Below are 3,833 nucleotides of genomic sequence, written 5' to 3' on the forward strand. Positions count from 1 at the left end.
ACCCTGCTGGCTTGATGGGACTTCCCGTTACACGGGCTGAGGCTGTTCCTCAGCAGTGTTGCCATCAATCGCCACGTTAAGGCTGTTCCAAAGGCTGCAAGCCAGGCGCACTACGGCACCGCCGAAGCCGATCGCCTCTACTTGAGCGTCCTGCTCGTTGTCAAAAACCGCCAACACGCTGCCGTATGAGTAAACGACTCCCCAACGGTCCGGGTTCTCGCTATCTGCCTTGATGAAATCCATGTACGTCTCCCATGTCACGGTCTGTGACAAAAATACGTCGCATAGATAGCATGGCGTCAGAACGCCGGCAATCGCCATTAGGCGGGGCCTCGATCCGTCCGCCGAACGGCTGTTCTGCAGCGCTATTACATAGCTTTACGGAACCCGGCCAAGCGGTTCTCGAACCGCACTGCACACTGCGGAGATTGATGACGACATGTTCGGGTACCTCAACTTTTACGACGTGCTGCGGCGCTCGCCCGGATGCGTTTCGTGGCCCATCGGTGTGGTATCCGGGAAGGCCGTTGCCGGCTCGGCGAAGTCGGGGCTGTGCACTTCCGAATCCAATGGCATGTGGCTGTAGCGCTGCTTGTCGGCGCGGGCCTGATGTGGCGCCGCCTCGGTTGCGGTCAGGATGCGCTTGGCCTCGCAGCGTCCGCTGATGCCACGCGCCAAGGCCATGCCGCCCATCGCGAGCTGCAACAGGCCTCCGAGGCCGCCGCGTCGCAGGCCTCGACCCAGCATTACCAGTCCGCCGGCCACCGAGGCGCCGCGTTCCCAGCCGTGCACGTTTTGAGGGCTATTCTTGTCAAAAAGTCGATTCATGGTCGTTCCTTATGCTCAGCCGTGGAGCGTGTGCTCGTTGGAAGCGAAAAACGGGTCACAGTGGGGCTTTCCTGGACGAAGGGCTACACCTGTCTGTGTTCACTGACGATCCAGTTTTGCCTCGTTTCGCTGGTATAGCTTGGGCAGCGCCGCCGCGGTATTCGTTCGGGACGAAAGATGAGCGGCGTACGACAAGGCTTGACAGTTCGGCATGGGTCCCGCAGATTTCGCTAAACGTAATTCGATTACGCAAAAAAAATAATAGAGCGCTGCGCAGATGCGGCGTGCCTTGTATGCAGCCATGGCAACGAATATGGATTCATCAGTTTTCTTCCGGTTCACCGCGTCCGCTCGTCCCCGTACCGTCCAGGTATCCGACCGCTCGGTGAGCCTGGTCACTCCGGTTGGTTTGTTACGGGGTGGCGATGCTCGTCTGCCAACCCAGCCAAAGCACACCGCGCAGGGCAGGTTAGTAGTCAGACCTGACGCCTGGCAGAACCGTTGAAATGAAGACCTTGGGCTTTCGATTAACGCTGGGCGACCACCTCGGTCGCAGCGTCCGTGGGATTTCCTGTGCGCCGCCGAGCTGACCTTCGCAGAACGTCAACCTCTTAAAACGTACCATTATTCCAAGGAGCCAATCATGGCCGACCTGTTTGAAAACCCAATGGGCCTCATGGGCTTCGAATTCATTGAATTTGCCTCGCCCACCCCGAACGTCATCGAGCCGGTGCTGGAAAGCATGGGCTTTAGCCACGTCGCAAACCACCGATCCAAGGACGTGGCGTTGTACCGCCAGGGCGAGATCAACGCCATCGTCAATCGCGAGCCTAAAGGGCTTTCCGCTTATTTCGCCGCGGAGCACGGGCCGTCCGTGTGCGGCATGGCGTTTCGTGTAAAGGACGCGCAGAAGGCCTATACCCGCGCTCTGGAACTGGGCGCTCAGGCCATCGAACTGCCGACTGGGCCGATGGAGCTGCGTCTGCCTGCGATCAAGGGCATCGGCGGCGCGCCGCTGTATCTGATCGACCGTTTCGGTGAAGGCAGCTCGATCTACGACATCGATTTCGTATTTCTCGAAGGGGTCGACAGGCATCCGGTTGGCGCCGGCCTGAAACTCATCGATCACCTGACCCACAACGTCTACCGCGGCCGTATGGCCTATTGGGCGGACTTCTACGAGAAGTTGTTCAACTTCCGTGAGATTCGCTACTTCGACATCAAGGGCGAATACACCGGCCTGACGTCCAAGGCCATGACTGCACCGGACGGCATGATCCGCATCCCGCTCAACGAGGAGTCGTCGAAGGGCGCCGGGCAGATCGAGGAATACCTCATGCAGTTCAACGGCGAGGGCATCCAGCACGTTGCCTTTCTGACCGACAACCTGATCGAGACCTGGGACAAACTGAAGGCCAGCGGCACGGTGTTCATGACCGCACCGCCGGAAACCTATTATCAGATGCTCGAAGAGCGACTGCCCAACCACGGCGAGCCGGTGGAAGAGCTCAAGTCTCGCGGCATCCTGCTAGACGGTGCCGAGGAGAATGGCGAGCAGCGCCTGCTGTTGCAGATCTTCTCCGGTACGGTGCTGGGTCCGGTGTTCTTCGAGTTCATCCAGCGCAAGGGTGACAGCGGCTTCGGCGAAGGTAACTTCAAGGCGCTGTTCGAATCCATCGAGCGCGACCAGATCCAGCGCGGTGTGCTGAGTACCACCGAGTAACTGCCGAAACGGCAATCGGCTCCGGTTGCCGTTTCATTCATCGATCGATCTGGTTGCTTCTAGACCGTTCAACGACACCGGAGTGGGCACCTGCCGGGTTGGTGTCGCTTCGGTCAGGTTGAGTGCTCTTCGCTACCGAAACGATTGATTGCTTGCGCCTAGTCGCTTACGCTTCCGCGCATGGCCGTCAACCTCCGCTGCTTCCTTATCTTGCTACTTGTACTTGCGCTTCCGGTCAACGGGATGGCGCAACTGCTCATGCCGGCAGGATCCTCGGTGCATCACGCGATGGCCGATATGGAACATATGGACGACATGGACGGCGCCGAGGGCGATTGCCACAGCGAGCGCAATCAAGCCAAGACGACCCTCTGCAAGCCCGGACAAGAATGCAAAACCGTCAGCCTTCTCCAGATCGTGGCGGTGAAGGCGCAGGTGATTCCGGCAGCCAAACCGGTGCTTTCACCCTATAACGACCTCCTTCCCTCCCGCGTTTTGGATGCCGTCTGGCACCCACCCCGCGCCTGATTCCGATCGAACTCTAGAAACCCGTCCGAATGTGAACATTCGGGCCGGCTATCGCGTGTCCTTTGACGCGCATGGAAGATCAGGAATCCTTTTAAATGAATCCTCTTATCCGCTGGGCGCCCCACCATGTGGCCGCCTTGTCCCTCGGCGTGTTCTTGTTCCCCGGACTTGTGTCAGCGTTGACCTTGGAAGAGGCCCTGAGCCTGGCCGAGCATCAGGCGCCTTCGCTAGCTGCGCAAGTTGTCAATCTCCAAGCTGCTCGTAGCGCTGCGATTCCAGCAGGCGAGCTGCCCGACCCCAAACTCAAGCTTGGTCTGCAAAGCGTTCCCATCGAGGGCGACGCACGCTGGCAGCTTGATGAAGAAGCCATGACCATGCAGATGGTTGGGGTCATGCAGGACGTACCAAATCGCGCGAAACGACAGGCCCGGGTCGAAGCCGCGCAGGCGAGCGTTGCGCTCGCAGACGTTCAGCAAACGATGGAGCGTCTCAGCGTTCGCCAAGCAACCGCAGAGGCATGGATCGCCAGCTTTGCGGTGGAGCAGAAGCTGAGTCTGTTCAAGCAGCTCTACAAGGAAAACACGCTGTTTTCTCAAGCGGTTCAGGCAGGTATAGCAGGCGGTCGCGGCCAAACCGCAGACGGTGTGCTGCCGAAACAGGAAGCCGCCTTGCTTGCAGAGCAGGAAGATGAATTGCTGAGCAATCAGGCCGTCGCACGGGCCGATCTGCGCCGCTGGATTGGCGGGGGGGGCAG

The 3,833-nt window shown here is 59.4% G+C and carries 5 protein-coding genes; 3 read left to right on the plus strand and 2 right to left on the minus strand.

Going from position 1 to position 3,833, the window contains the following annotated elements:
• Nucleotides 1-27: 27 nt before the first annotated feature.
• Together PSTU_RS0103070 and PSTU_RS0103075 are read right to left on the minus strand one after the other, a co-directional pair.
• The gene (locus PSTU_RS0103070; protein ID WP_141566878.1) at nt 28-243 is read right to left on the minus strand and encodes a hypothetical protein; all 216 of its coding nucleotides are present in this window, start codon (nt 241-243) and stop codon (nt 28-30) included.
• 216 nt (nt 244-459) lie between these two features.
• Nucleotides 460-828, minus strand: coding sequence for a YgaP-like transmembrane domain (locus PSTU_RS0103075; RefSeq protein WP_019339573.1), 369 nt, complete (start codon nt 826-828; stop codon nt 460-462).
• Nucleotides 829-1,471: 643 nt separating this feature from the next.
• On the opposite strand from PSTU_RS0103075, the gene hppD reads away from it, so the two are divergent.
• The 3 genes from hppD to PSTU_RS0103090 all read left to right on the plus strand — a co-directional run.
• A complete protein-coding gene (gene hppD / locus PSTU_RS0103080; protein WP_019339574.1) occupies nt 1,472-2,551 on the plus strand; it encodes a 4-hydroxyphenylpyruvate dioxygenase in 1,080 nt (359 codons plus the stop codon).
• 180 nt (nt 2,552-2,731) lie between these two features.
• Nucleotides 2,732-3,079, plus strand: coding sequence for a hypothetical protein (locus PSTU_RS0103085; protein ID WP_019339575.1), 348 nt, complete (start codon nt 2,732-2,734; stop codon nt 3,077-3,079).
• 95 nt (nt 3,080-3,174) lie between these two features.
• Nucleotides 3,175-3,833 (plus strand): TolC family protein (locus tag PSTU_RS0103090; protein ID WP_019339576.1); only part of this gene is annotated, 659 nt, incomplete at its 3' end.

Source organism: Stutzerimonas stutzeri SDM-LAC, assembly GCF_000235745.1.
GTDB classification, from domain to species: domain Bacteria; phylum Pseudomonadota; class Gammaproteobacteria; order Pseudomonadales; family Pseudomonadaceae; genus Stutzerimonas; species Stutzerimonas stutzeri_H.

What these genes read in the sequence shown, in the direction of transcription:
- PSTU_RS0103075 (WP_019339573.1), bottom strand. Translation starts at nt 828, where the DNA reads ATGAATCGACTTTTTGACAAGAATAGCCCTCAAAACGTGCACGGCTGG.
- hppD (WP_019339574.1), top strand. Translation starts at nt 1,472, where the DNA reads ATGGCCGACCTGTTTGAAAACCCAATGGGCCTCATGGGCTTCGAATTC.
- PSTU_RS0103085 (WP_019339575.1), top strand. Translation starts at nt 2,732, where the DNA reads ATGGCCGTCAACCTCCGCTGCTTCCTTATCTTGCTACTTGTACTTGCG.
- PSTU_RS0103070 (WP_141566878.1), bottom strand. Translation starts at nt 243, where the DNA reads ATGGATTTCATCAAGGCAGATAGCGAGAACCCGGACCGTTGGGGAGTC.